The organism is Tamilnaduibacter salinus (genome assembly GCF_003096655.1).
Classification (GTDB): Bacteria; Pseudomonadota; Gammaproteobacteria; order Pseudomonadales; family Oleiphilaceae; genus Tamilnaduibacter; species Tamilnaduibacter salinus.
In genome coordinates, this window is sequence record NZ_QEKQ01000005.1 from 155,118 (window position 1) to 181,430 (window position 26,313).

The 26,313-nt window shown below is 64.1% G+C and carries 18 protein-coding genes; 13 read left to right on the top strand and 5 right to left on the bottom strand.

Going from position 1 to position 26,313, the window contains the following annotated elements:
- Positions 1 to 13: 13 nt before the first annotated feature.
- A complete protein-coding gene (gene argA / locus C8D92_RS08990; protein ID WP_116919139.1) occupies positions 14 to 1,327 on the top strand; it encodes an amino-acid N-acetyltransferase in 1,314 nt (437 codons plus the stop codon).
- On the opposite strand, the gene C8D92_RS08995 is transcribed toward argA, so the two are convergent.
- A complete protein-coding gene (locus C8D92_RS08995; RefSeq protein WP_243402413.1) occupies positions 1,295 to 2,365 on the bottom strand; it encodes an aminopeptidase in 1,071 nt (356 codons plus the stop codon). The two genes, argA and C8D92_RS08995, sit on opposite strands and share 33 nt — an antisense overlap.
- Before the next feature lie 91 nt (positions 2,366 to 2,456).
- Between C8D92_RS08995 and C8D92_RS09000 the strand changes: the two genes are divergently transcribed.
- The 3 genes from C8D92_RS09000 (at position 2,457) to C8D92_RS09010 (ending at position 8,606) form a co-directional block, all read left to right on the top strand.
- Positions 2,457 to 6,212: a DUF1631 family protein gene (locus C8D92_RS09000; protein ID WP_116919140.1), complete on the top strand. Its 3,756-nt coding sequence runs from the start codon at positions 2,457 to 2,459 to the stop codon at positions 6,210 to 6,212.
- 55 nt (positions 6,213 to 6,267) lie between these two features.
- The gene (locus tag C8D92_RS09005) at positions 6,268 to 7,134 is read left to right on the top strand and encodes a phosphoribulokinase (protein ID WP_095611266.1); all 867 of its coding nucleotides are present in this window, start codon (positions 6,268 to 6,270) and stop codon (positions 7,132 to 7,134) included.
- A gap of 608 nt (positions 7,135 to 7,742) precedes the next feature.
- Positions 7,743 to 8,606 (top strand): pirin family protein, encoded by an 864-nt coding sequence (locus C8D92_RS09010; RefSeq protein ID WP_116919141.1) that lies wholly within the window; start codon positions 7,743 to 7,745, stop codon positions 8,604 to 8,606.
- A gap of 73 nt (positions 8,607 to 8,679) precedes the next feature.
- On the opposite strand, the gene crp is transcribed toward C8D92_RS09010, so the two are convergent.
- A complete protein-coding gene (gene crp / locus C8D92_RS09015; protein WP_095611556.1) occupies positions 8,680 to 9,321 on the bottom strand; it encodes a cAMP-activated global transcriptional regulator CRP in 642 nt (213 codons plus the stop codon).
- Between the two features lie 200 nt (positions 9,322 to 9,521).
- Here crp and C8D92_RS09020 point away from each other — a divergent pair, with 200 nt between their 5' ends.
- Together C8D92_RS09020 and speD are read left to right on the top strand one after the other, a co-directional pair.
- Positions 9,522 to 9,944 carry an OsmC family protein gene (locus tag C8D92_RS09020; RefSeq protein ID WP_095611555.1) on the top strand — a complete coding sequence of 141 codons (423 nt, stop codon included), beginning with the start codon at positions 9,522 to 9,524 and terminating at the stop codon, positions 9,942 to 9,944.
- A gap of 93 nt (positions 9,945 to 10,037) precedes the next feature.
- Positions 10,038 to 10,826 carry an adenosylmethionine decarboxylase gene (gene speD, locus C8D92_RS09025; protein WP_095611554.1) on the top strand — a complete coding sequence of 263 codons (789 nt, stop codon included), beginning with the start codon at positions 10,038 to 10,040 and terminating at the stop codon, positions 10,824 to 10,826.
- A gap of 5 nt (positions 10,827 to 10,831) precedes the next feature.
- Here the strand turns inward: speD and C8D92_RS09030 are convergent, their stop codons facing one another.
- Positions 10,832 to 11,437, bottom strand: coding sequence for a DUF938 domain-containing protein (locus C8D92_RS09030; protein WP_116919142.1), 606 nt, complete (start codon positions 11,435 to 11,437; stop codon positions 10,832 to 10,834).
- A gap of 83 nt (positions 11,438 to 11,520) precedes the next feature.
- Between C8D92_RS09030 and C8D92_RS09035 the strand changes: the two genes are divergently transcribed.
- Both C8D92_RS09035 and C8D92_RS09040 read left to right on the top strand, forming a co-directional pair.
- Positions 11,521 to 12,660, top strand: a complete 1,140-nt coding sequence (locus C8D92_RS09035; protein ID WP_116919143.1) for an iron-containing alcohol dehydrogenase — start codon at positions 11,521 to 11,523, stop codon at positions 12,658 to 12,660.
- Entirely contained in the window at positions 12,660 to 13,097 is a 438-nt protein-coding gene (locus tag C8D92_RS09040) for an acyl-CoA thioesterase (protein WP_116919144.1), read from the top strand. Before C8D92_RS09035 ends, C8D92_RS09040 begins: the two co-directional genes overlap by 1 nt.
- Before the next feature lie 12 nt (positions 13,098 to 13,109).
- On the opposite strand, the gene C8D92_RS09045 is transcribed toward C8D92_RS09040, so the two are convergent.
- On the bottom strand, positions 13,110 to 13,577 hold the full coding sequence (locus C8D92_RS09045) for a peroxiredoxin (protein ID WP_116919145.1): 468 nt from the start codon (positions 13,575 to 13,577) through the stop codon (positions 13,110 to 13,112).
- A gap of 120 nt (positions 13,578 to 13,697) precedes the next feature.
- Between C8D92_RS09045 and C8D92_RS09050 the strand changes: the two genes are divergently transcribed.
- Both C8D92_RS09050 and C8D92_RS09055 read left to right on the top strand, forming a co-directional pair.
- The gene (locus C8D92_RS09050) at positions 13,698 to 14,681 is read left to right on the top strand and encodes an META domain-containing protein (RefSeq protein ID WP_165819261.1); all 984 of its coding nucleotides are present in this window, start codon (positions 13,698 to 13,700) and stop codon (positions 14,679 to 14,681) included.
- Between the two features lie 174 nt (positions 14,682 to 14,855).
- Positions 14,856 to 15,641 carry a substrate-binding periplasmic protein gene (locus tag C8D92_RS09055; protein ID WP_158222372.1) on the top strand — a complete coding sequence of 262 codons (786 nt, stop codon included), beginning with the start codon at positions 14,856 to 14,858 and terminating at the stop codon, positions 15,639 to 15,641.
- On the opposite strand, the gene C8D92_RS09060 is transcribed toward C8D92_RS09055, so the two are convergent.
- Positions 15,616 to 16,632, bottom strand: coding sequence for a substrate-binding periplasmic protein (locus C8D92_RS09060; RefSeq protein ID WP_243402414.1), 1,017 nt, complete (start codon positions 16,630 to 16,632; stop codon positions 15,616 to 15,618). The genes C8D92_RS09055 and C8D92_RS09060 overlap by 26 nt on opposite strands.
- 177 nt (positions 16,633 to 16,809) lie before the next feature.
- On the opposite strand from C8D92_RS09060, the gene recC reads away from it, so the two are divergent.
- Genes recC through recD form a run of 3 tightly spaced genes read left to right on the top strand, consistent with a single transcriptional unit; the run spans position 16,810 to position 26,023 of the window.
- Positions 16,810 to 20,286 carry an exodeoxyribonuclease V subunit gamma gene (recC, locus tag C8D92_RS09065; RefSeq protein WP_116919147.1) on the top strand — a complete coding sequence of 1,159 codons (3,477 nt, stop codon included), beginning with the start codon at positions 16,810 to 16,812 and terminating at the stop codon, positions 20,284 to 20,286.
- Positions 20,283 to 23,933 carry an exodeoxyribonuclease V subunit beta gene (recB, locus tag C8D92_RS09070; protein ID WP_116919148.1) on the top strand — a complete coding sequence of 1,217 codons (3,651 nt, stop codon included), beginning with the start codon at positions 20,283 to 20,285 and terminating at the stop codon, positions 23,931 to 23,933. The genes recC and recB overlap by 4 nt, the downstream gene beginning before the upstream one ends.
- A complete protein-coding gene (gene recD, locus C8D92_RS09075; RefSeq protein WP_116919149.1) occupies positions 23,930 to 26,023 on the top strand; it encodes an exodeoxyribonuclease V subunit alpha in 2,094 nt (697 codons plus the stop codon). Before recB ends, recD begins: the two co-directional genes overlap by 4 nt.
- The last annotated feature ends 290 nt before the right edge of the window (positions 26,024 to 26,313 follow it).

Here is a 26,313-nt window from a genome sequence, read left to right on the forward strand (position 1 = left end):
GAAGGAGAAAGCAGTGGATTCAAACGACTGGTTGCACGGATTCCGTCATTCCTCACCCTACATCAACGCCCATCGCGGGCGAACGGTGGTGCTCTCGCTGGGTGGTGAGGCGCTGGCGCATGGCAACCTGCTCCACATCATTCATGACATAACCCTGCTCAGCAGCCTCGGCGTGCGCCTGGTTTTGGCGTTCGGAGCACGGCCCCAGATCCGTGAACGGTTGGACCGGGCCGGGCTGCCCTCACGGATTGAGGATGGCCTGCGCGTGACCCCCGAGGAACAGATGCCCAGCGTCATCGACGCGGTGGGGCAGTTGCGCGCGTATCTGGAAAGCCAGCTGTCGATGGGGCTGGTCAATTCGCCCATGCACGGCGCGCGTATCCGGGTCACCAGTGGCAACCTGATCGCCGCCCGCCCGGTTGGGGTGCTCAACGGCGTGGATTTCGGCCATACCGGTCGCGTTCGTCGGGTCGATGTGGCGGGCATCAACGGCCTGCTGGACGCCGGTCACATCGTGCTGCTGCCGCCACTGGGCTATTCACCAACCGGCGATATGTTCAATCTCTCCTACGAGGATGTCGGCAGCCACGTGGCGGCGGCTCTGGAAGCGGAGAAACTCATTATCTTCACCGGTGAGACCGGTGTGCTCGACACGGATGGGCACCTGATCCGGGAACTGACCGTGGGCCAGGCCCGTCAGCAACTGCATGAGGCCGGCATGGCGGGCCATGCCGGCGACCTCTTGCGGGCCGCCTGTGATGCCTGCGCCCGCGGCGTTCGTCGCAGCCATATCATCAGCTACAGCCATGACGGCGCCCTGCTCGAGGAGCTGTTCACCCGGGATGGTTCCGGCACCATGGTGAGCGACGACAATTACGAACAGATCCGACCGGCCCGGGTGGGGGACATGGGAGGCATTCTGGAGTTGATCCAGCCGCTCGAGGAGCAGGGCATTCTGGTGCGCCGCTCCGAGGATCGCCTGGAAACCGAGCTGGACCGCTTCATCGTGGTCGAGCGTGACGGCAGCATCGTTGGCTGCGCGGCGCTCTATGCCTACCCGGCAGATAAGGTCGGTGAGCTCTCCTGCTTCGCGGTGGACCAGCAGTACCGCCGCTCAGGCCGTGGCGATGACATTCTGGCGATGATCGAGAAAATGGCACGTGGCCAGGGGCTGGACCGGCTTTTCGTGCTCACCACCCAGACCGAACACTGGTTCCGAGAACGCGGGTTCGTGCCCAGCCGGGTGGATGAGCTGCCAGGGCCAAAGTACGAGGGTTACGACAGTCAGCGCAACTCAAAGGTCTTCGTCAAAGCGCTTGGCCAGTAGGTCGAGCGCCGCGCGGCGCTGCTCAGGGGGTTGCTTGCCCAGTGCACGGACGGCGTCGTAGAACGCCGAAAAGTCCCCGTTCTGGTCCGCGAGCAGTTGCCGGAAGGCGGGTACGTCCGCGTTGTACTGCCGGAACAGGCCGATGACGGCGTTGTTGAGATCATCCAGCAGATAGTGAAGTGGCCCCGGCTCGTCCCAGTCGGCCTCCAGCGTCCGGTAGTCGGCGCGCAGCGCATCGAAGAGAGCCGTCTTGCGGGCCCGGAGCGTGTCGCGCTCGAGTGAGTCTTTGCGGTCATAGAGGGCCTGAAGCCGTTCTGCGGTGTGCTCAATCAAGGCCAGCGTCTCGCGGTGTCGCCGCTCGTGTTCGAGTGTTTGCTGGAAGAGCGCGGGATCGCCCCCGTCGCGCTGGAGCCAGCGCTTGAGTCCCTCCAGCTCCACCGCTGTCGCGAAGCTCTCATTGAATTGGGTGTCGCCATCGATGTAGAGCACGCGGTGGGCCAACTCGTGAAACATCAGGGCCACCATGCGGTGCGGTTCCAGGCGAGTGAAACCGGTATGCAGCGGGTCATCGAACCATCCGAGTGTGGAGTAGGCTGTTACGCCACCGATGAACGTGTCCTGTCCGTCGGCCTGGTAGCGGGCTCGCTCGCGGCGGGCATCGGCCAGGTCAAAATACCCACGGTAGGACTGACAACCGACCACGGGGTAGCACCATTGTTTCGGAGCAAGTCCGTCCGGGGGTGCGACCACCAGGTTGTAGACGACGTGGGAGCGCTCGAATGCCACGTAATCGAGGAAGGTGTCGCCAACGGGCAGGGAGAGGTCCGTTCGGGCGAATGCCCGAGCGGCCATGGCCGTCTGCAGCTTGCCTCTGAGGGTGTCGGACGTCGATTCCCGGTCAAGCCATTCGCTGACGGGCTCGCGGTCCCAGAGCAGGGTCATCTGGCCAACGGCGGCCTGATGGTAATAGCCCAGCGTCTGGCAGCCAGCGAGGAGCGGAATGAGTAGCACAAACAGGGGGATCGGACTACGCTTCACAGAGGTGGTCCCGGCCGTAACAGGAATGGGTTCGGTGTCTTGAATCATCGGTTTATAATAAAGGCCAGTCGCAGTGGAAGTCAGGTCATCCATGGAATCGAAGGAACGACGCGCCAGTCCCCGCTATCCCATCTCTCTTGATGCCGAGCTTGTTACTGGGGCCGAGCAGCCCTGGCCCTGCGAGATCGCCGATTTCTGTGCCGAGGGCCTCTTTATCCGTTTTGACGGAGGGCTCACCGGCCCCCTGCGTGCTCAGCTCGGTGCGGCGCCCGAACGGGAGCTGGTGGTGCGCTTCCGGTCTCAGGAGGCCGGCGATTCGCACGAGTTGGCGGTCGAGGTCGTGCGCCTGATTGAGGGAGCGGCCGGCGTGCATTTTACCCGTTCCAACCCCGGTGCCGTCGAAGCCATGCTGGCACTGAGTCAGTCCGTGGCCGCGCCTGAACCGTCGCGACTGCAGCCCGCCAGTGATCAGGTCCAGTTCGTTCTGCACCAATGCTCCCGTGCGGTGATCGAGCATATTGAGCCGCTGATGGGGGATTGCCTCCGGGCCATGGTCGGGGATCTGCGTGACGCCGGACTGAACGCGACCTCTGATCAGGCGGCCAACGAGTTCATGGACGCGTCCGGCCAGATGGAGGCACGCCAGTCCGCCGTATGGTTGCAGATGAAACGGGCACTGGAGTCCCCCTTGAAACCCGAGCGTGGGGAGGTGCATGGGGGATCGGAGCTCTCATTGGTGGACAAGGGCGAATTCGAAGACTGGTTGATGCTGCGGGTTATGGTCACGCGCGCCGATACCATGCACCGTTCCGAGCTGCTGCCGCTGCGGATGCGGCTGGACCATCTGGGCCTGACCAACGAAACCGGCCATCAGAACCCGCTCGGTCCCGCACTGGTCTGCGATGCATTCCACGCCGGTCTGCAGAACCTGACCATCGGTCGGGAAGTGGAGAAACTCTGCCTCCGCGCGCTGGAGAAGACGGTACTGAATGAGTTGGGACCGCTTTACGAAGCGCTCAATGATATCCTTATCCGCCAGAATGTGCTTCCGGATCTGGACCTGAGCCGCTACATCAGCCGCGACAATCATCCGGAGCGCCCGGCGAAGCCCGCAACGCCATCCTCGCGTCCCGAAGAACACGACCCGGTTACCGCTGACTCCGAGCCAGTGGCGCGCCCCCCGGAGCCACCCCCGACCCAGTCAGCCGACGACCCTCGACAGGCGACCTTCGCCAGCCACACGGCGCTGGCCAATAACGCATTCGCCACGGTTCGCAACCTCCTGTCCACGTTGTCCGCCAGTCGCCAGGCATCGGGGATGGCGCCAGTCAGCGACTTTCCCAGCGATGCCAAGCCTCTGTCGGGCGCGGACCTGCAACGGGAACTCCATGGTCTCCAACAGGCCTCGGCCAGTCGCCCGGCCGACGAGGAAAGCCGGCCTCTGAAAGAGCAGGTGGTGGAAAAAATCCGGGCCGTCGGCGATGCGGCTCTGGATGACGAACAGCAGGAAACCCTGGATGTGGTGGACCGCTTCTTCAGCAGTGTCGTGGACAGCCCTCGGCTGAACGATATGGCCCGCGGTCAGTTACGGAAGTTGGAATTCCCGGTGCTGCGAGTCGTGATGCGGGACCGTCGCTTCTTTGAAGACACGGGCAGCCCCGTCCGGGGAGTCATGAACCGTCTGGCCCAACTGGGTGCAAAGGACGCCCGGGTCAGCCCGGTCGTTGAGCGACGCATCGATGAACTGGTGCAGCGCATCGTCACCGAGTTTGATCAGGACACAGGGGTGTTCGAGTCGGCTCAGGAAGAGCTGGACTCGCTGATTGAACGCCAGAATCTGGTGTACCGCCGAAACGTGGAACGGGTCATGGCCGCCGCCGAGGGCAGCCAGAAAGTCCAGGACTCCAAGCGTGCCGTGAAGGCGGCGCTGGACAGCCGCTTTGGGGGCCGCGAGGTGCCCAGGGCGCTCCTGACCTTGTTGGAAGGGGGCTGGCGTGACCTCCTGTCGCTGACCTGGATACGCCAGGGCGCGGACAGTCCACTCTGGCAGGACTATCTCCAGGTTCTGGACTCGCTCATGGCCTTTGGCGAAGACAGGGACGCCCAGATCAACCTCCCGGAGCTGCTGCGGACGATCCAGGAGGGGCTGGCGTCCATTTCAAGCAATCACATGCCCTCGGCGAGCATTCGCGAAGAGCTCAAGCAGTACGTGACCCGCCGAGAGGACGACCCGGTCGAGTGGGTGCCCTATCCCGACACTCCGGGGCCGGTCGAAGAAGGCGATACAGAGCCGGTTCCCCAGCAACAGCGCTGGCTGCACCGCGCGCGTCGCCTGCAGACCGGGGAGTGGCTCAGCGATTGCAGCGATGCCGATCATCCCCAGTCCATCCGCCTGGTCTGGATCGCCCGCAATCACAGTCGTTTCGTGTTTGTGAACCATCAGGGGATGCGCGTCAGTGAGTTGACGCTGGACGAATTGGCGGCGCGTCTCCAGGCCGGTACGCTGGTGCCGGATGAGGAGCATGACCGGCCTCTGGTGGATGAGAGCATCGACCGGATGGTCAAGCAGGTGTACGACCAGCTGTCGTGGGTCTCCACCCACGACGAGATCACGGGGCTGCTGACGCGACGTGAGTTTGAGCGTGTGGTCGAGCAGCATCTGGCCCGTGGGGTTGAAGGCCGGACTCTGGTGCAGGTGGCGCTCCGGGGCCTGCGGCTGCTGAATGACACAGCCGGTTATCAGGCCGGTGATGACGTACTGGGCCGCGTTGCATTGATGCTGCGGGAGCATCTCGGTGAAGGGGCGCTGGCGCGTCTGGACGGGCATACCTTCGCCTGGCTGACCGATGCCGATTCCGCCGAGGCTCAGACCCGTGAGTTGATCAGAACCATTGAGGGCATGAATCCCGAGCATGAGGGGCGTCAGTACCAGCTGTCCGCCAGTGCCGGCATCGCTCCCCCGGCAGCGACGCTCGTGACGGCTGATCGTTGGCTGCGGGGGGCCGCCCAGGCCACCGGCTCCGCCATGGATCAGGGCGGCGGGAGAATTGTTCACTACGGGCCGGATCCCGCACTGGAAGCGCGACAGGAACAGATCGCCGCCCGGATTGCCGGGCTCGACAATCCGGGCGGCAACCCCCTTCAACTTCGTTGTCAGAAAATCATTGCGCTGCACGGCCGGACCACCATGGGGACCCAATACGAGGTGCTGATCAGCATGTATGACGACCAGGGGGATCTCATTACCGGCGCCGAGTTTGTCCGCATGGCCGAGCGCTATGATCGCATGCAGGCCGTGGACCGATGGGTCGTGGGCCAGATGCTGGATTGGCTGCGTGGGGGCGACACGGCCGGTGCGGGTGGAAGCGGCCTGAGTATCAACCTGTCTGGCCACTCCCTCAACGATGCGACGTTGCTGGAATTCATCTACGAAACCCTGAGTCAGCAGGACGCGCCCATCGAGCGACTCTGGTTCGAGATCACCGAGGCGGCGGCCATCCGCAATCTTCAGGAGGTGGCCGAGTTCATGCGGGAGATGCGCGAACTCGGCTGTCGTTTCTGCCTTGGACAGCTTGGCAGCGGGCCGACCTCCTACGAATTCATGCGGGCGCTGCCGGTCGAGCTGGTCCGGCTGGACGGCGCCTTCACACGGCATGTGTCCGGCAGTGAACTGGACCGGGCCATGGTGCGCTCCATGGTGGATATGGCGCACTACACCGGCCGGGAGGTGATCGCCGGTCTCATCGAGGATCGAGAGACACTGGATGTGCTTACCGGCCTGGGGGTGGACTATGGCCAGGGTTATGTCGTCGAAAAGCCGCAACTACTGGAACAGCTATTGAGCTGACACGACGGCCGGGAGCGGCTACCCTGACGGTTTTGCGACCAATGCGGGGCGGTCCATGTCCAAGCGTCACCCGATTATTGCCGTGACCGGTTCCTCCGGTGCGGGCACCACCACGACGGGCCGGATCTTCAGCCAGATCTTCTCGGGCGAGTCCATCAACGCCGCCATGGTCAGCGGGGACAGTTTTCACCGTTTCACGCGTGACCAGATGTCGGATCTCGCCGATGAGGGCCTGTATGGCGCCCGTAATCACTTCGCACTGGCGGCCAATCACGTCGACCGGCTGGAAGCGCTGTTCTACGACTACAGCCTGACCGGGACCGGTCAATATCGTGAGTACATCCACGACGAGGATTACGAGCTGATCCGGCAGGGTTATGAGCCGGGTACCTTTACGCGCTGGGCCTCACTGGCACCGGGGACGGACGTGCTGTTCTATGAGGGGCTACACGGTGGGATCAGCAACGAAGAATTCCGCATCGCCGATTATGTGGACCTGCTGATCGGCGTGGTGCCCATCGTCAACCTGGAATGGATCCAGAAGATCCACCGGGACACCTACCACCGGGGCTATTCCGAGGAGGCGGTCGTCCAGACCATCATCAACCGGATGGACGACTATGTGCAGGACATTGTTCCCCAGTTCTCCAACACCCATGTCAATTTCCAGCGCGTGCCGATGGTCGACACGTCCAATCCGTTTCAGGCGCGGGATGTGCCGACCGCCGACGAAAGCCTCGTTGTCATCCATTTTCGCGACCACAGCGGTGTGGACTTCCCCTACCTGCTACAGATGATCCCCAACAGCCACATGTCCCGCCACGACACCATCGTGATTCCGGGCACCAAACTGCCGCTGGCGATGGACCTGATCGTCCGGCCGATGGTGCTGGAGCTCATGGCCCACAAACAATTCGCCTGAGGGGCCTCTGAAAAGCCCCTGCTACGGCGAACTTCCGCGTTGCGCGGTGGGCGTGCGCGCCTCCGATCAAAGACTCACCTACCAGGCAGGTATGCCTCGCCTTCTGTGCTCCGTGCGCCTTGAATGTCACCGCATCAGGGGGCAAAGGCCCCTTTTATGAGGTTTATCGCGGATTAGCGTGATAGTACCTGTAGCCGATGTCTCCGACTTCGGAGTCGTCCGCAGGACGACCGGGTTTGCAGGCAAATTCCGGTCAACATACAAGGAGCAAGCTTGCTCGCGACCAATCCGACGGGCGAGGCCAGGTATTCGCATGAGATTGGTCGCTTGCAAGCAAGCACCTGCGGGCTGGGTCAGTCCTGTTGATCCGGCAGGCCTGACGGCCTGCTCCGAAGTCAGAGACATCGGCTACAGGTGCGGCACCGTTGGCATGACGACCTGCCGCTTCCTCTGCGTTTTCACGCGGATCGGCGAGAACGTTTAATGATGCTGGCCAGTCGAACAAAAAATCTGAACAACCCCACCATAACGTTTCGATTTTCCCGGGAGCGGAATGGGCGTTTAATAAAGGTCAGTGGAATCGGGGCTGTTCCCCGGGGAGGTGCGAAATGACTGACCGTGTTGTGAAGCGGTCCATCCCGTCCAGGGAAACGTCCGACGGCGCCGGTGTGCGCATCCGCCGTTCCATCGGCCAGCAGCCGACGATCCGGCTGGATCCGTTCCTGATGCTGGATGAGTTTGGCTCGGAGGACGCGGCCGATTACATCGCCGGGTTTCCGTCCCACCCCCATCGGGGTTTCGAGACGGTGACCTACATGATCGACGGGCACATGCTGCACGAGGATCACATGGGCAATCGGGGCGATCTGCGCAACGGTGGCGTCCAGTGGATGACCGCCGGGCGCGGCATCATCCATTCAGAGATGCCCCAGCAGGAATCCGGTGCCATGCGTGGCTTCCAGCTCTGGCTCAACCTGCCGGCGGCGGAAAAGATGACGCCCGCCAGGTATCGTGACATCCAGCCCGGGGACATCCCCGTGGTGTCCTTCGACGGCGGCCGGGCACGTCTGATCGCGGGTGTTCTGACTCTGGCCGGAGAGGCTCACTCCGGAGCAGTGACCGGGGGCACAACCGAGCCGCTTTATGCCGATGTGCAGCTGGACCCGGGTGGCGCCGTGACGCTGCCCGTCCCTTCGCGTCTGGATGCCATGGTGTATCTCTACGAAGGCACGGCCAGTCTCGGGGATTCAGCGCTTGAACGTCAGGCGGCCAGTATTCTCGATGATGGCAACCAGGTGAGCGTTCGGGCCGGTCAGGAGGGCGCGCGATTGCTGCTGCTGGCGGGACGGCCCATCAACGAACCGGTCGTGCAGTATGGTCCGTTCGTGATGAACACCCGCGATGAAATCGAGCAGACGCTACGGGACTATCGGGACGGGGTGCTGGCGGCGGAACAGCCGCAGGCATCGTGAATCCCCTGCCGGGGGAGCGCGGCCAGCCGGGCAGGATGCCGGGCTGGCCGTTTTTTCTTGGGGTGAGGGCGGTTCAGCGTGTGCCGTACACCACCATGGTCTTGCCTTTGACCATGACCAGTCCCTGGTCCTCCAGCGTCTTGAGTACCCGTCCCACCATCTCGCGGGAGCAGCCGACGATGCGACCGATTTCCTGACGGGTGATCTTGATCTGCATGCCGTCCGGGTGGGTCATGGCGTCAGGCTCCTGGCACAGATCCAACAGGGTGCGGGCCACGCGGCCGGTGACGTCGAGAAACGCCAGGTCGCCGACCTTGCGGGTGGTCTGGCGCAGTCGGCTGGCCATCTGTTCGCCGATAAAGTAGAGCACACGCGGGTCTTCCTGAGAAATCTCCCGGACCTTTGTGTAGCTGATCTCGGCCACCTCGCACTCGGTTTTCGCCTTCACCCAGGCCGTGCGGTAATCCATGCTGTCGAACAGGCCCATTTCGCCGAAGAAGTCGCCGGCGTTGAGATACGCCATGATCATCTCGCGACCGTCGTCGTCTTCGATGATGACGGTAACGGATCCTTTGACGATGTAGAACAGCGAATCGCTCTTGTCACCGGCGTAGATGATCGTGCTCTTGGCCGGGTAGCGTCGGCGGTGACACTGGGATAGGAAGTAGTCGAGATGCCTGGTCTTCTGCTCGACCGGTTTGAGTATCGTGGCCATAAGCTGTGTGTGCCTCCTACTATCTATGCAGTCCCGGTAGTTGTTGTATTGAGGTTCCTTGAGCCCCGCAGTCCGTGCGGAATTGGCACTGCATTCCGGGAACGGTGTCCGGGGGAGTATAGAACAATCGTACGGGTTTTCCGAAGCCGGTCCGTCGAGCGGTGTGATAGCATGCGGAGTTTTCAGCGCCGGAGGTCAGGATGAAAACGACGATCGAGTGGACCGGGGATGCCGGGTTCCGGGCCGACAGCGGTTCCGGCCACAGCGTTCAGATGGATGGCCCGCCCGACCACGGTGGCCGGAATCAGGGGCCACGGCCGATGGAGATGATGCTCATGGGTCTGGGTGGCTGTTCCTCGTTCGACGTCATGAGCATCCTGAAGAAGTCCCGCCAGGACGTGACTGACTGCCATGCCGAGCTTGAGGCGGAGCGGGCGGACGCGGTGCCGGCCGTTTTCACCCGTATTCACCTGCACTTCGTCGTGACCGGTCGTGGCCTGAAGGAGAATCTGGTCAAGCGGGCCGTGTCGCTCTCGGCCGAGAAATACTGCTCCGCCTCGATCATGCTCGAAAAGGCCGGCGTGTCGATCACCCACAGCTATGAAGTCCGCGAGGCGGAATAGGTCAGCCCGGGGGCGATGCGCTACACTGTCAGACGGACGTGGGGGCCGGTTCGGCGCACCGCCCATACATTCTCTCCAGCCTGGAATGTGGCGATGGAATCCAATCTCGAACTGCACGGTTTTAATAACCTCACCAAGTCCCTGAGCTTCAACATCTATGACATCTGCTACGCGCGCACTGAAGAGCAGCGCAAGGCCTACATTGAGTACATCGATGAGACCTACAATGCCGAGCGACTGACACAGATTCTTACGGATGTGGTCAAGATCATCGGGGCCAACGTGCTCAACATCGCCCGGCAGGACTACGAGCCCCATGGGGCGTCGGTGACCATGCTGATCGCAGAGCATGAGTTTGAATCGGAACCGGACAACGCCGAGTCACCGGGTCCACTTCCAGATGCCATCGTCGCGCACCTCGACAAGAGCCACGTGACGGTGCACACCTACCCGGAGAGCCACCCGCACGAAGGAATCAGCACCTTCCGGGCCGATATTGACGTGTCCACCTGTGGTCTGATCTCACCACTGAAGGCGCTGAATTACCTGATCCACAGTTTCGACTCGGATGTGGTCACCGTGGACTATCGCGTGCGGGGCTTTACGCGGGATGTGGATGGCAAGAAGCATTATATTGACCACGACATCAATTCGATCCAGAACTACCTGACCGAGGACACGCGCAACGCGTACAAGATGATCGACGTGAACGTCTATCAGGAGAACCTCTTCCACACCAAGATGAAGCTCAAGGACTTCGAGCTGGATCGCTATGTGTTTGGTGTGAGCGCGGAGGATCTGCCCGAAGAGGAGGCGGACAGCATCTCCGAGCGCCTGCAGCGCGAGATGCTGGAAATCTTCTACTCGCGCAACGTCGAGTAGTCTCCTCAGGCCGGCCCGGTCCGAACCCAGACCAGGCACTGGTTGTTGGCCGGCATGGGGTACCGGTCGGCCAGGGCCAGATTGCTGAAGCGCGCCAGGACGTTAAGGTCGTCGATGTCCCGGATGCCCATCGCCGCATCCTGCGCCCGCAGATGCTGGTCAAACCGGGCATTGCTGTCGCTGGTGAACCGGCCGTTTTCATTGAACGGCCCATACAGGCAGAACGACTGCCCAGGTCCGAGCAGCTCTCCCACCCCCGCGAACAGCGCCTCCACAGCCTGCCACCCCATGATGTGTGCCGTGTTGGCGGAAAATACGCCATCCACATGCCCGACCGGCCAGGGCCGGTGACGCACATCGAGCGCGATCGGTTCGAGGACATTGGGCAGATTGGCCCGGCCCAGCCGGGCCCGACAGGTATTGTGGTGGTCCGGCTGGTCACTGGGCTGCCAGGTCAAATGGGGCAGCGAGCGCGCAAAGTGCTCGGCGTGCTGGCCCGTACCGGCGCCAATCTCGAGAATCACCCCGGGGTCGGTGAATACCGTCCGGAGCACGGAAAGAATCGGTGCCTTGTTGTTCTCGCAGGCCTGTGAGAAGGGGATCGTTTCCATGGTCATCTCGTCCGGGGTATGGTGGGATTGTCGCACAACAACCTACAACAATGCGTCGGTTTCGACGACCGGGAGGATCCGACATGAACGGTTTTACGTTCAATACCACCCCCAGCATCCTTCACGAAGCGGGCGGCACGGAAAGGCTGGCGTCGCTGTGCCGCGAGCACGGCGCCCGATCGGCACTGGTGATCACCGACCGTGGGATCGTCGGGGCCGGCTTGCTCGGCGCTGCGGAGCGCTCCTTCGCCGATAGCGACGTGGCGGTGGACTGGTTTACCCGGGTGGAGGCCGACCCGCCCGATACAACCGTCCGGGCGGCTGCGGAACAGGCTCTTGCGGCCGGTGCGGATATCATCATCGGGTTTGGCGGTGGCAGTTCCATGGATGTGGCCAAGGTCGTGGCGCTGCTGGCCTCCGGGGATTGCCGTCAGAGCCTGGAAGAACTCTATGGCGTTGGCAGTGCACAAGGGAAACGGCTGCCCCTGATCCAGGTTCCCACCACGGCCGGCACGGGCTCCGAGGTGACCCCGATCGCCATCATCACCACGGGCGAGACCACCAAGTCCGGTATCGTATCGCCGCTGCTGCTGCCGGACATCGCCCTGCTGGATCCGGCCCTGACACTGGGCCTGCCGCCCCACGTGACGGCGGCCACGGGGATTGATGCGATGGTCCATGCCATCGAGGCCTATACCAGTAAAATCCGGAAAAACCCGGTGTCTGATGCCCTGGCGCGTGAGGCGCTCCAGTTGCTTTCCAACAACATCGTCACGGCCGTGCATCAGGGCGACAATCTGGAAGCGCGCTCCGCGATGCTGTTAGGGGCATTGCAGGCCGGCCAGGCCTTCGCCAATGCGCCGGTGGCGGCAGTCCACGCGTTGGCCTATCCATTGGGCGGGCATTTCCACATCCCGCATGGCCTCAGCAATTCCCTTGTGTTGCCTCAGGTGTTGCGCTTCAACGAACCGGCGGCGGCCACGCTTTACGACGAGCTGGCACCGCTGGTGGGCGGGCCGGAGCCCACCGGTGATCTGATTCACCGGATGGAGAGCCTGATCGGTGCGGTGGAACTGCCCAGGCGCCTGCGGGATATGGACATCGGCGAGGATGTTCTGCCGACGCTGGCGGCGGATGCGATGAAACAGCAGCGGCTGCTGGTCAATAACCCCCGTGAGGTATCCGAGGCGGATGCCCTGGCAATCTATCGGGAGGCCTACTGATGGCGAAACCGGAGCCGTTTCCGCGTGAGGCGTTCAGCGCGTTCCAGACGATCACCACGCGCTGGAAGGACAATGACGTCTACGGTCACGTGAATAACGTCACCTACTACGCCTGGTTCGATTCCGCGGTTAACCGCTACCTGATCGAGGAGGGCGGGCTGGACATCCACAACAGCCCGGTGATCGCGTTTGTCGTCAGTTCCAACTGCCAGTATTTCAGCCCGGTGGCCTATCCGGAGCCGGTTGAGGCCGGGCTGCGTATCGAGCGGCTCGGGCGCAGCTCCGTCACCTATGGCGTCGGCATATTCCGACCGGGCGACGACACGCCCTGCGCCCAGGGCGAGTTCGTCCACGTGTTCGTGGATCGTGAAACGCAGGCCTCCGTTCCCATGCCCGAGCCCATACGTGCGGCCCTGGCGTCCCTGCCGACGGGCTAAGAAAGATTGGGTTCAGAGGTTCCTGACCGACTCCAGCACCTCGTCAACATGCCCCGGTACTTTGACGCCCCGCCACTCCTGGCGCAGGACGCCGTCCCTGTCGATCAGGAAGGTGCTGCGTTCGATGCCCTGGCGCTCCTTGCCGTACATCATCTTGGTCTTGATGACGTCAAACTGCCGACACAGCGTTTCATCCTTGTCAGAAATCAGGTGAAACGGGAAGTCGTGTTTGGCCCGGAAGTTCTCGTGGGCTTTCAGCCCGTCCCGGGAGACGCCGATCACCACCGTGTCCAGAGCGTCAAAATCGGCGTGCCGGTCCCGGAAGTCCTGCCCTTCTGTGGTACAGCCCGGGGTGTTGTCCTTGGGGTAGAAATACAACACGACATGTTTCCTGCCCCGGAAATCCGCCAGCGACAGGGTCTGATCGCCGGTGGCCGAGCCTGAAAAGTCCGGGGCTGCGTCTCCGATGGTCGTCGTCATGGGTTCTCCTTATCGCCAGTGTATGATGGCGCCTACTTTAACCGGTTCGGAAGTGCCTTTCAGCCATCAGGGCGTCGCGCTACCCTACCGATAGCGATTGGACGGCAGGGAGAGATGACAATGGGAACGGCTCGGGCGTTGCTGGCCACATTGGTCATGACGGGGTTGGGCGGCTGCGCGGGGCTGGAGGCACCCTCCGACACGGTGCCAACGCCGGACGCGGGACCACTGACGATGCAGTGCGGCACCCTGTCAGCCGCTTTTGAAAACCGCGGAGACCAGCCCGTTCTGGCGGTCGCGGGCGAGCGCTACCCGCTGGCGCGCGTGCGCTCGGCATCCGGTGCCCGGTATGAGGCGGTGGGTGATTCCGGGACGACGTTCTGGAACAAGGGCGACCGCGCCCGTCTGACGCTCAATGGGGAGCCCCGACCGGTGTGCCTGTCACCGGGCGCCGTGGCCCAGCCATTCGAAGCGTCTGGCAACGAGCCCTTCTGGCATGTCGTGCTGGACGGCGGCACACTGACGCTGGAACGACCCGGTGAGGCATCGGTGACCGGTCCGTTCCGATGGCATTCGCAGTCCGCGTCGGTGTCCCGGGGCGCCGTCTCACTCAACGGTGATGAGGCGGAGGTCACCGTGCGGCACGAGGCGTGCCAGGACTCCATGAGCGGTATGCCGCACCCACGTCAGGTGGCGATCTCGTGGCAGGGAAGGACTCTTTCCGGTTGTGGTGGTGATCCGGCCCGGCTGCTGCGGGGTGGCACCTGGATTGTCGACGACCTGCCCGGTCGAGGGATCGTCGATGGGTCTCGAATGAGCGTGACGTTCCTCGAAGACGGCCGCCTGACCGGAATGGCCTCATGCAATCGCTACATGGGCGTCTATAGGCTGACGGGCGAGGGGCTGACCATCCGTCGTCCCGCCTCGACCCTGAAGGCCTGCGCCCCGGCCCTGATGGATCAGGAACAGCGGTTTCTGGAGCGTCTCAGGGCGGTGCAGCATTTTCGCCTCGCCAAAGGCGGTCTCCTTGAACTGGTCGGGGCGGACGGTACCTTGGTTCGGCTTCATCGACAGTCTGTGCCCAGTGTCTATACTGACGGTTGAGGGCCTGACAACAGCGGGGCAAGGATGGAGTTCAAGGCACGCGATTGTCGCCTGGGAGTTTGCGCGATAGAAAGTCGAACCGCTGCGACTGTCCCTCTGCGGTCCCTTGTGAGCGCTCATTGTCGTCACATCGAACCACTATGCACCTCAAGTGACCGTCAGGATGGCCTCGCAGTGGGACGATCTCGCCTGGCACGATTTCTACCGCGCAGATTCCTGGCGGTTCTTTTTGTCGGACTGTTGCTCCCGGGGTGGCTCTCCGCCGAGCCAGCTTCTCTGATCCGAATGGTGACGGGCAGTGATTATCCGCCGTTTGCCGACAAAGCGATGCCCGGCCAGGGGATCGCCACGGAGCTGGTGCGAATGGTTTACCGTGAGCGCAATCAGCCCACCAAGCTGACGATCACACCCTGGAACCGGGCGCTGAGGGATCTGAAGACAGGTCGGGCCGATGTGGCATTTCCGTTTGTTCCTTCCTTTGAACGTCATCGGGAATTCCTGTTCTCCGATCCGCTGTTCCATGTCCAGTCCACGATGTTTCGTCGCCACGACGACCACGCCTTCCCCGAATCGTTGGAGGCGCTATCCGACGTCCGTATCTGTCGTCCAACCGGCTATGCGCTCATCCCTCAGTTGCGATACCGGCTGCAAATGGACGAGATTGACTGGGTGCGTCCCCAGACCATGAAATCCTGTTTCAATATGCTGCGTCTGGACCGGGTGGACATGGTGCCGTCCAATCGCCGTACCGGCTGGTACACGATTGATCATTCCGGTATGGACCCGAGCCTTTTCGCCACTTGGCCGGTTTTTGAGGAGGAAACGGCGCTTTACCTTGTTGTCAGTCGGGATCATCCAGAGGCGAGACGGGTCGTCCGTGAATTCAACCAGACATTGCGGCAGGTCAGGGAAACCGAGGCGGGGCGGGCGTTGATCAATCGGTACCGGAGCCCGCACTAAGGAAGTGCTGATCCATTCCCGGAGCCAGAGGCATGCGGGAATGGATCAGCACTTCCTTAACCGGGCTTCTGACGACGGACAGCCTGGACGTCTCCGCGGCAGCCCCTTTACCGTCATCCCGCCAGTCCTCAAGACCATAACGCGCCAGAATTGCGTCGAGGCGTCCGGACTCACGCAGCGTCACCATGCCGTCAGACAGAAGACTGGCGTGCCGGGCGGACTGGGGGAGTTCCGGTGAGAAGGCAACAAAGGCTCGTGTGGAAGGAAGACCGCCGGCGTCGCGAAGCGCTGGCAGGTCCGGGTTTTCCTGCCTCAGGAAGGTAAAGACCGCTCGTTCCTCAACCAAAACATCGGCTCGGCCCTGTGCGACCAGTTGCGCGGCCCGGTCGAGTGGCGAGGGGCCTGACAGCACCCAGATCCGCTCCGGGTCCTCGCGGTGCTGCTGAATATAGGTATCAAGCAACGCTGTGTAGGAATAGTCGTTGATCACGACGAGTAACTGGTTGCTTAGAGAGGGCACCCCCTGGAATGACCAGTCATCGTCTGGGCGCTTGTAAAAATGTACGGTCGCCTGGCCCTGTTCATTCTCTGGAAAGACAAAGCCTGGGGCGTCTTCGTGATAGGCGCCGACGACGGCGTCCAGCTCTCCCGCGTTGACCAGTCTCAACGCCCGGGCCCAGCTGGTGTTCACATACTCCACCGTCAGACCGTGTGACTCGAACACTTCGCGTGCGATGTCGATCATGTAGCCCTCGTGGTCGCTGCCGGCGGTGCAGTTATGCGGGCACCATGGGTCGGCGGCAATGGTGATCACATCGGGCCGGTTTTCCCCCACCGCGGCCTCCACTGCCGTCAGCGAAGCCCTTTTGTCGAGACCGGTCTCCCCTGCGAGGTCGGAGGCTGCAACCGCTGTAGCAGCCAGCATCAGCAGCGTGAGGCCGAGCAGCGGGGCACGTATCCGGTCAGACAGGAACAGGGCAGAGGCTGTCATCGCATCAATCATCCGGGCAAATAACTGTCAAAATAGACCTTCACGAAGTAAAGCACATATTCGGCAACCGGTCTGGCGATCCTGGCGCTTGGGGCCCGTTATGGAATGTCCGCCAATTGCGTTAGTCTTTCCCCTGGATTCATGAGTGCCGGACGGGCACTGAACAGGAGCAACACCATGGCAACCGGGGAAGGTGACGTGCCCGTCGGCCTGCAGGCCATCCACGCCAACCATCTGGAGGATCTTCGCCGGACGGTGGTCTGGGTCAGCCGTCAGTACCCGGTGCCGCCGCTGGCGCAGGAGACCTTCCTCGTCCAGTCCAACGGTATCGCCCAGTGGCTGAAGCTGGCTCTTGCCGAGGACCCGCAGGATGATCGGGAGGGCGGTCTGGGAATTGCCGCCTCAACCCGGTTCCTGCTGCCGTCGCGCTTCATCTGGGAGGCCTATCGGAACGTGCTGGGAGCCGATCAGGTTCCCGAGCAGTCGCCGTTCGACAAGGACCGATTGATCTGGCGCCTGTACCGATTGCTGCCGGATCTGCTGGATGAGCAAGCGTTCGCGCCCCTGCGCCGTTTCATGGACGGTCCTCGCCCGGAGCAGCGACGGTACCAGCTGGCTGGCCGGGTTGCGGACCTGTACGACCAGTACCAGGTATTCCGGGCCGACTGGCTGGCGGACTGGGAGCAGGGCGCCGACCACATCACCTTGGCGCGGGGCGAGCAGCAGCCGCTGGACGATGAACTGCGTTGGCAGCCCCGGCTCTGGCGGGCACTGGTGGCCGACATGGACGACGCCGGCGCAGGGACCAGTCGCGCGGCCATCCATCGCCGGTTTTTAGAGGCCGGGCGGGGCCCTGTCACCGACCTCGACACCCGTTCGCTGCCCGAGCGCATCATCGTCTTCGGTGTGTCGTCGCTGCCGCAGCAGACCCTGGAAGCTTTGGATATCCTGGGTCGCTTCTGTCAGGTCATTCTCTGCGTACACAACCCCTGCGAATTCTACTGGGCGGACATCGTCAGCGACCGGGACCTGCTGCGCTCGGCCCGTAAACGCGGGGCGCAGCGTCCGGGCATGCCCGTCGATCCCGATCCCGAGGAACTGCACCTGCATGCCCAGCCGTTGCTGGCCGCCTGGGGGAAGCAGGGGCGGGACTACATCCGGCTGCTCGACACCTTTGACGACCCGGAAAGCTACCGGGCCCGCTTCGAGAATGTCGGCCAGCGGGTGGACCTGTTCGCGCCGCCCGCGGGACAGGGGCTGCTCCATCAGATCCAGGACGACATCCGGGCGCTCCGCCCGCTGGCGGAGAGCCGCGAGCACTGGCCGGCCTGCGATCCGGTGCGGGACCAATCCCTGGTCTTTCATCAGGCGCACAGTCCCCAGCGCGAGGTGGAGATCCTGCACGACCAGCTGTTGGCCGCGTTCAATGCGGACGACACCCTGCGCCCACGGGATGTGATTGTCATGGTCCCGGACATCAACGCTTACACGCCTCATGTACAGGCGGTCTTCGGCCGTTACGAGCCGGACGACCCGCGCCATATTCCCTTCACCCTGTCCGATCAGGGGCAGCGCCACCGTCAGCCAGTGCTGGTGGCGCTGGAAACCCTGCTGTCGCTGCCGGAATCCCGGTTTGGTGTCAGCGAGATTCTCAGTCTGCTGGAAGTCCCGCCGGTACGGGCGCGCTTTGGCATTGATGAAACGGACCTGCCGCGCTTGCGCGAATGGGTGGAACAGGCGCACATCCGCTGGGGACTGGACGCCAGTCAGCGGGCCAGTCTGGATCTGCCCGAGGGTATGACCCGTAACACCTGGGCCTTCGGGCTGCGCCGTATGCTGCTGGGGTATGCGGTCGGTGCGGGAGAGGACTGGCAGGGCATTGAGCCCCTCGGTGACGTTGGCGGTCTGGAGGCCCGGCTGGCCGGCGACCTGGACCGGTTCATCGACCGGTTGGCGGCGCTGCGGAGTCAACTGGCGGCCGACGCGCCCCCCCAGGAATGGGCGCAGCGCCTGCACTGGATTCGCGACACCTTCTTTGGGGCGCTGGACGGCGCGGACCTGCTGCTGTTCAACCGCCTGCAGGAGACGCTGGCGCACTGGCTGGCGGCCTGCAGCGAGGCACACATGGAGGAGCCGGTGGCCCTCAGTATCGTTCGGGAATCCCTGCTGGAAGGGCTGGAAGCAGGCGGCCTGAACCAGCGCTTCCTTGCCGGCAAGGTCAACTTCGCCACCCTCATGCCCATGCGGGCCATCCCCTTCCGGCGGGTCTGTCTGCTGGGGATGAACGATGGCGACTACCCTCGTGTCCGCCCGCCGCTGGATTTCGACCTGATGGCGAAGGACTACCGCCCGGGGGATCGCTCCCGGCGGGAGGACGACCGTTACCTGTTTCTCGAGGCGCTGCTCTCGGCCCGGGAACAGCTCTACATCAGCTGGGTCGGGCGGAGCGTCCGGGACAATGCCGAGCGTCCGCCGTCCGTACTGGTCTCGCAGCTTCGGGATCATATCGACGCGGCCTGGTCCACCGAAAGCGGGGCTGTGACCCCGGCGCTCACCACCGTCCACCCGCTGCAGCCGTTCAGCCCGGCCTATTTCCCAACGACCAGCGGCGGGCTGTTCACCTACGACCGGGAGTGGCGCCAGGCCCACGATGCGGTGGCCACCACCGGCCCGGATCAACCTCTGGCGGTGTTCACACCCGAGGACCCGCTGTCGGTCGGTGCACTGGTGGCGTTTCTCCGGTCCCCGGTTCGGGCGTTCTATGAGCAGCGCCTTCAGATCCGTTTCAACGAGGGCGAAGCGGCTCTGGATGAAACGGAACCGTTCGGCCTGACCGGTCTTGATAACTGGCGATTGCAGCGTGAGCTGGTGCAGGAGGCGGTGATCAGGGCCGACGATGAGACGGACCTGGCCGAGCGGCTGGACCGGGTCCGCGATCGCATGGCGCGGCGCGGCGAGCTGGGGATGGCCACCACGGAGAATGCCCTGCGCGAGCGCCTGGTTGAGCCGATGGCGGACATGTTCCGGCGTTATCAGGCCGCACTGGCGGAGTGGCCGCAGGCGCTGGAGGGCCACCGGACACTGTCGTTGACGCATGATGGGGCGGGCGTGTCGCTGACACTGGAAGACACCATCGACGGCCTGCGCACGAATGACCAGGGAGAGTTGGCCCGGCTGGTGGTCACCGACGGTGATCTGCTACGCCGCCAGGGCAGCGGCAAGACCTATCACTACGCCAACATGCTGGACGGCTGGGTGCGGCACCTGGCCGCCCATTGTGCCGGCGGGCCGCTGACAACACGGCTGATCAGCCGGCGTACGGACGTGACACTGCCGCCCCTGGAAAGAGACCAGGCGGAAACCTGGCTGCGCACGCTGCTTGACGCCTGGGTGGTGGGCATGACCGAACCGTTGCCGGTGACGCTCCAGGGGGCGATGGCCTGGTTCGATGGTCAGGCGCAGCGCAACGGCGGTGAGGAAAAGGCATGGGAGCGCGCCTCCGACGCGCTGGACAACGACTGGGCCTACGACCCCGGTTACCTGCGGCGCGCATGGCCGGATGCCGGGGCGCTTCTCGGGGATGAGCGTTTCGTGGAATGGCGCGATGCGCTCTATCGCCCGCTCTGGCAGCTCGTGAAGGGAGAACGGACATGACCGACGACGTCCGCCCACTCGACCTGCTGCGCTTTCCGCTGCATGGCAGCCGCCTGATCGAAGCCAGCGCCGGCACCGGCAAGACCTTCACCATTGCGCTGCTGTACGTCCGCCTGGTGCTTGGCCATCGCGGCGACGCCGACACTCTGGACCGGGGCTCGGTGCCGCCGGAGATCCTGGTGGTCACCTTTACCGAGGCGGCCACGCGGGAGCTGCGTGACCGGATACGCGCCCGCCTGACCGAGGCCGCCGCGTGTTTCGCGGAGGACCCCGGGACGGCCGATCGCTCGCCCGAGATCGGCGACCCGCTGTTGGCGCTCCGTAATGACATCCCGGCAGAGCAGTGGCGGGCCTGCGTGCGCAAGCTGCAGCTGGCCGCTGAATGGATGGACGAAGCAGCGGTGGCCACCATCCACGGCTGGTGCCATCGCATGCTGAACGAACACGCGTTCGACAGTGGCAGCTTCTTCCGCCAGACCCTGGAGACGGATCAGAGTGAGTTGCTGGCCGAGGCCGTCCGGGACTATTGGCGGACTCACGTGTATCCGCTCGATGATCAGAGCTGGTCACTGCTCAATACCTTCTGGGACACCCCGGACGCGCTGAGTGGTGCCCTTGGACCGCTGCTGGATCAACGTGATGCACTCACGGTGGCCGCCCAGTCACCGCAGGACGCGCTCAGTGACATGGCCTCCGGGGTGCGCGAGCTCAAAACCCGCTGGCGGGACCTGGTACCGGAGCTGAGCGCCACCATGGACCAGGCGATCCAGAAGAAAGCCGTGGATGGTCGCAAGCTGCGCCGGGACTGGTGGGCCAACTGGTTCGATGCCCTCAACGGCTGGAGTGAGAGCGCGGATGCGATTCTGCCGGACCTCAGCGCCAGCGCCTGGAAACGGCTGACCCCTGAGGGGATCGCGGAGATCCTGAAAACGGACTCGGACCTGGCCGGCCACGAGGCCTGGGCACTGGTGGAACAACTCGGCGAATGGTGGGAGACGCTGAAAACCCGGCGCACCCCGCTCCTCGTTCATGCCACCCATTGGGTTGGTGAGCGACTGGCGTCGGAGAAGCAGCGCCGGGCCGAAATGGGCTTCGACGACCTGCTGACCGGACTGGATGACGCCCTGGCGGGCGCGCACGGCGAACGGCTTGCGTCGGTGATCCGCCGTCAGTTCCCCATGGCCCTGATTGATGAGTTCCAGGATACCGATCCGGTGCAGTACCGCATCTTCAACCGCGTCTATCGCGTGGCGGACAACGACGCCGACACCGGCCTGTTCCTGATTGGCGACCCGAAGCAGGCCATCTATGCGTTCCGGGGCGCGGACATCCACGCCTACCTGACGGCCCGTGAGGCCACGGCGGGCCGGCATTATTCCCTGGCGACCAACTTCCGTTCCGCCGACGGCATGGTCGGCGCCGTGAACACCCTGTTTGGCGCCTCTGATCAGGCGTTGGAAGCGGGCGCCTTTCTGTTCCGCCGCGGCGACCGCAATCCGCTGCCGTTTCTGCCGGTGGCGGCCAAAGGGCGCTCGGATCGCTGGCAGGTGGCGGGCGAGCCTGCGCCAGCACTGACGGTCTGGCATTTTCCGGAGGAGGACGCCCCGCTGCCCAAGAACCGGGCGGAGCCGGAACTGGCCGAGGCCTGCGCCTCGCGGATCGTCGAGCTGCTGCAGGGCGGCCAGCAGGGCCGGACCGGGTTTGAGGACCCTGAAGCGGGCTGGCAGCCGGTTCGGGCCCGGGATGTGGCGGTGCTGGTGAACAAGGGCAGTGAGGCACGACTGGTCCGGGATGCACTGGCCCGTCGGGGCGTTCGGAGCGTGTATCTGTCGGACCGGGATTCGGTGCTGAACACGACGGTCTCGGATGAGCTGGCCCGCTGGCTGAATGCCTGTGCCGAACCCGAGACCATTGCCTGGCTCCGGTCGGCCCTGGCCACACCCACGCTGGGGTTGTCGGATGCGATGCTGGACCACCTCCAGCAGGACGAGCTGGCGCTGGAGGACACCATTGAACGCTTCCGTCATTATCGGGCCCTGTGGCAGGCGCAGGGGGTGCTGCCCATGCTGAGACGGCTGCTGATGGACTATCAGGTCCCGGCCCGCCTGCTTGCCCAGCCCGATGGTGAACGGGTACTGACCGACATCCTGCATCTGGCCGAAGTGCTGCAACAGGAAAGTCAGCACCTGGACGGCGAGCATGCCCTGATCCGTCACTTCGCCGATATGAAGGACAACGCCCGGGGCGATGCGGAGCTGCTGCAGGTGCGTCTGGAGAGCGATGCGAGTCTGGTGCAGGTGGTGACCGTCCATAAGTCCAAGGGGCTGGAATATCCGCTGGTGTTTCTGCCGTTTCCCTTCAACTACCGTCCGGAGAAACGGAGCCAGTCGTTCATCAAATGGCACGATGACGAGGGTCGGGTGCAGGTCTCTCTCGACCCGGATGACGAGACACTGGCCCGCGCCGACCGGGAGCGCCTCGGGGAGGACATCCGCAAGCTGTACGTCGCGCTCACCCGCGCCTGTCACGCCACATGGGTTGGTACGGCGCCGGTGAAAGGCTGGCCCCTGAGCGGCCTCGGTCATCTCCTCGCGCCCGAGGCGGACGAAGACGATGAACCGGTCGAGGCCTACCTCCGGGCACGCCTGGGCGACTCGCCCGATATCCGGATTGAGCCGCTGCCCGACTCCGTGGAAGACCAATGGATGGCAACCGACCCCGTAGAACTGGGGGAGGCCCGGGTGGCTCACCGGGATCCCCGGGAAAACTGGTGGATCGCCAGTTACTCCGCACTGCGTCTGGCTGACGAGGACGAACCGACGGACGCGGGCGACTCGCCAGAGGAAGAAACCGCGCGGGAAGAAACGGACGACCCCGCCCACCAGACGCTACCAGCGGAGCCGGACAGCCCGCACGGGTTTCCGCGGGGCGCCGATCCCGGTACCTTCCTGCACGGTCTGCTGGAGTGGTGCGCCGAGCGCGGGTTTGATCGGGTCCCGGGGCAGCCGGACGCCCTTGGCGACATGCTCACAAGCCGTTGTGAGATCCGGGGCTGGGACGCCTGGGTGCCGATGCTCCAGCGCTGGGTGCTGACCCTGCTGAACAATGAGATGCCCACCCCATGGGGCGTCTGCCGACTCCGGGACCTGAGGGTGTACCAGCCCGAGCTGGAGTTCTGGTTCGAGAGTCACCACGTTGACACGCGCGTGCTCGACCGTCTGGCCCGCGACCACACGCTGGACGGGGCACCGCGCCAGCCATTGGCACCGGACGCGCTCAACGGCATGCTCAAGGGGTTCATTGACCTGGTGTTCGAGGTGGACGGGCGTTTCTACGTGCTGGACTACAAATCCAACGCCCTCGGCGATCAGAATGGGGACTACACGGCACAGACCATGACCGGGGCGATACTCGACAAACGCTACGACCTGCAGTATCTGCTTTATCTGCTCGCCCTGCACCGGCTGCTGAAAGCCCGGCTGCCGGATTACGACTACGAGCGCCATGTGGGCGGCGCCATCTACCTGTTCCTGCGCGGTTGCGATGCCGACAGCGCCGGTGTCTTCCACGACCGGCCGTCGAGAGCGGTGATTGAATCGCTGGACCGCCTGTTCCGGGGCGTGCCGGTCAGTGAGGTGACGGCATGATGGATTCCGAAGCCCTCGTTCGCCCCGGCGTCGGTCGGGTTGAAAGTGTGCAGGCACTGCTCGATGCCTGGGTCGGCGCCGGTTGGCTGCGGGCACTGGATCGGTCGCTGGCGTGTTTCCTGTTGGATGAAGTAGACGGGGAACTGCCGCCCCTGACGATGCTGGCCGTCGCCCTCGTGTCCCATCAGGTGGGGCGGGGGCATGTGTGTCTGGATCTTTCGGGACTGGTGGCCGGTCGGGCGGATGATGTGTTGGCCTTGCCGCCGGAGGCGGCCGGCGTCAGCGATGGGGTTCCGGCCCCTTCGTCGGTGCTGGCGGGCGTTTCGGAGGCGGACTGGCAGGCGGTGCTCACCGCCGTGCCCTCGGTCATTGGCACCGGGGAAGGGCGAACGCCGTTGGTATTGGCGGCCAATCGCCTCTACCTGCGCCGCTACTGGCAGTACGAGCAGACGATCGCAGCGGGGATTCGGTCCCGTCTGACGCCGGTCGAGGATTTGTCCGATCCGGAGGGGGCCGCGGCCCGGGCGTTGGCCGCCACGCTGGGGACTCTCTTCCATACGCCGACGGACAGTCTGGACTGGCAACGACTGGCCTGCGGGCTTGCCGCCCGGACGTTGTTCAGCATCATTACGGGCGGTCCCGGCACCGGGAAGACCACGACCGTCCTGCGTCTGCTGGCGGCCCTTCAGTCGGTCGAGCAGGCAACCACCGGCGCTCCCGGACTGCGTATCCGACTGGCCGCACCGACGGGCAAGGCCGCCGCGCGGCTTGGCGACTCCATCGTTGGCAAGCGGGACGAGCTGCGAGAGGTCGGCCTGCCCGGTGGCGATGCACTGGTCGACAGCCTGCCGGACCGGGTCACTACCCTGCACCGGCTGTTGGGGAGCCGGCCGGGCACCCGCCAGTTTCGCCACAACCGGGATCATCCCCTGCCACTGGATGTACTGGTGATCGACGAAGCGTCCATGGTGGATGTGGAAATGATGGCCTGCGTGTTCGACGCGCTGCCGCCATCGGCCCGTATCATTCTGCTGGGCGATAAGGATCAGCTCGCCTCCGTGGACGCTGGCGCGGTGCTGGGCGACCTGTGTCGCCGGGCCGACGGCGCGCATTACCGGGCGGATACGGCACAGTGGCTGGCTGCTGTGACCGGGCAGGCGCCGGGGGATGAATGGCTGGATCAGCAGGGCGCTGAATTGGATCAGGCGGTCGCCATGCTAAGGGTCAGTCACCGCTTTGGTGCGGACAGCGGCATCGGCGCGCTGTCGCAGGCGGTGAATGGTGCGGGGCTGGACCGGGGGACTGCGGCGCCCTTCCGGGAAGGGCGCTGGCCGGACATTGCCTGGCACCCCGTCAATGCCTCCTCGATCGGTGCGACCCTGTCCCGGCACGTGCTCGACGGCTCACCGTCCCTGTTCGGCAGAACGGATACCCCATCCGATGCGGCTGGCGGCTATCGCAGCTACCTGATGCGCATGGCCGAGCGCCCGTCGGCCGAGGATCGTGAGACGCTGGATGCCTGGGCCGCCAATGTCCTGTCGGCGTTTGACCGCTTTCAGGTCCTCTGCGCACTGAGAGGCGGGCGCTTTGGCGTTGAGGGGCTGAACGAGACCATCGCCGGCGCGTTGCAGCGGGCGGGGCTGATCGAGCGAACCCACGGCTGGTACGCGGGTCGCCCGGTGCTGGTCACCCGCAATGATTACAATCTGGGGCTGATGAACGGCGACATTGGTGTGACCCTGCCGGTGCCCTGGGGGCGACCCGATTCGCCCGGCGATGTCCTGCGCGTCGCCTTTCCCTCCGGCGACAGCCCGACCGGCGTGCGCTGGGTATCACCCAGCCGGTTGCAGTCGGTGGAGACGGTGTACGCGATGACGGTCCATAAATCCCAGGGGTCGGAGTTCCACCACACCTGTCTGGTGGTACCCGACCGCCGCAATCCGGTGCTCACGCGGGAATTGCTATACACCGGGATCACCCGGGCCAGTCGCTGGTTCAGTCTGATGGTGCCGGATGAACGGGTGCTCCTGGAGGCGACCGGGGAGCGGGTGATGCGGACTTCTGGGTTGGCGTCTCTGGTGCATCTGTGAGCTTGGGATTCGGGGTGTCGGGAGGGTGATTCGTTTCAAAAACCGCCCGCAAGTACGTCCCTGTAGGGCTTGAGTCCAGTGTCCTGTCTGGCTCATTCGCTGATCGCCTGCGCGTCGCTGACGGTTCTGGACAAGGCGCCGGACCGCAGGCGGGGTTATTCCCCGTCAAGGGATGGCAACGCAGGCCCAGAGCCGTCAGCGACGCGCCCGTCGGGAGCCCCTGAGAGTACAGATAGCCGCGTTGCGCTGACTCGATTTGGAACCACCAAACCTTCGCCATCGCGCCTTGC

What these genes read in the sequence shown, in the direction of transcription:
- C8D92_RS09005 (WP_095611266.1), top strand. Translation starts at nt 6,268, where the DNA reads ATGTCCAAGCGTCACCCGATTATTGCCGTGACCGGTTCCTCCGGTGCG.
- C8D92_RS09030 (WP_116919142.1), bottom strand. Translation starts at nt 11,437, where the DNA reads ATGGAAACGATCCCCTTCTCACAGGCCTGCGAGAACAACAAGGCACCG.
- C8D92_RS09040 (WP_116919144.1), top strand. Translation starts at nt 12,660, where the DNA reads ATGGCGAAACCGGAGCCGTTTCCGCGTGAGGCGTTCAGCGCGTTCCAG.
- C8D92_RS09010 (WP_116919141.1), top strand. Translation starts at nt 7,743, where the DNA reads ATGACTGACCGTGTTGTGAAGCGGTCCATCCCGTCCAGGGAAACGTCC.
- recC (WP_116919147.1), top strand. Translation starts at nt 16,810, where the DNA reads ATGGCAACCGGGGAAGGTGACGTGCCCGTCGGCCTGCAGGCCATCCAC.
- C8D92_RS09060 (WP_243402414.1), bottom strand. Translation starts at nt 16,632, where the DNA reads ATGACAGCCTCTGCCCTGTTCCTGTCTGACCGGATACGTGCCCCGCTG.
- crp (WP_095611556.1), bottom strand. Translation starts at nt 9,321, where the DNA reads ATGGCCACGATACTCAAACCGGTCGAGCAGAAGACCAGGCATCTCGAC.
- C8D92_RS09000 (WP_116919140.1), top strand. Translation starts at nt 2,457, where the DNA reads ATGGAATCGAAGGAACGACGCGCCAGTCCCCGCTATCCCATCTCTCTT.
- recD (WP_116919149.1), top strand. Translation starts at nt 23,930, where the DNA reads ATGATGGATTCCGAAGCCCTCGTTCGCCCCGGCGTCGGTCGGGTTGAA.
- C8D92_RS09035 (WP_116919143.1), top strand. Translation starts at nt 11,521, where the DNA reads ATGAACGGTTTTACGTTCAATACCACCCCCAGCATCCTTCACGAAGCG.
- C8D92_RS09050 (WP_165819261.1), top strand. Translation starts at nt 13,698, where the DNA reads ATGGGAACGGCTCGGGCGTTGCTGGCCACATTGGTCATGACGGGGTTG.
- speD (WP_095611554.1), top strand. Translation starts at nt 10,038, where the DNA reads ATGGAATCCAATCTCGAACTGCACGGTTTTAATAACCTCACCAAGTCC.
- C8D92_RS09045 (WP_116919145.1), bottom strand. Translation starts at nt 13,577, where the DNA reads ATGACGACGACCATCGGAGACGCAGCCCCGGACTTTTCAGGCTCGGCC.
- C8D92_RS09020 (WP_095611555.1), top strand. Translation starts at nt 9,522, where the DNA reads ATGAAAACGACGATCGAGTGGACCGGGGATGCCGGGTTCCGGGCCGAC.
- recB (WP_116919148.1), top strand. Translation starts at nt 20,283, where the DNA reads ATGACCGACGACGTCCGCCCACTCGACCTGCTGCGCTTTCCGCTGCAT.